Origin of the sequence: Streptococcus pseudopneumoniae, assembly GCF_001072665.1 — a bacterium.
GTDB classification, from domain to species: Bacteria; Bacillota; Bacilli; order Lactobacillales; family Streptococcaceae; genus Streptococcus; species Streptococcus pseudopneumoniae_S.
Map to the genome: position 1 here is coordinate 1 of NZ_JVJI01000103.1, position 282 is coordinate 282.

The 282-nt window shown below is 31.6% G+C and carries 1 protein-coding gene; it reads left to right on the forward strand.

The features are described 5' to 3' along the window. On the forward strand, window positions 1–282 hold a 282-nt coding region (locus ADH52_RS05455; RefSeq protein WP_049510508.1), incomplete at both ends, for a TipC family immunity protein.

Genomic DNA, 282 nt, shown 5'->3' on the forward strand with positions numbered 1-282 from the left:
ATATCCTATACTCCTTTTGGAAAGTATGAAACTCTTCCCAAAGGCTATAGTGATATAACCATTAACTTTAATTTTGGTTCAGGTATTAAAGGGATGTCGATTCGTTTTGAAAGAAAGACTGATTCGAATATTACCCTATGGTATTCAGCACACTATAATCTGCAAAAGAAAGTGCTCAAAAAGAAACTTGCGATTTTTGAAGAGCCAAGGAAACCAGGCCAATTTATTGATGATGAAGAAAAAGTAAGAGAATATTTAAGAAAAAATAATATTTCCAAAGAA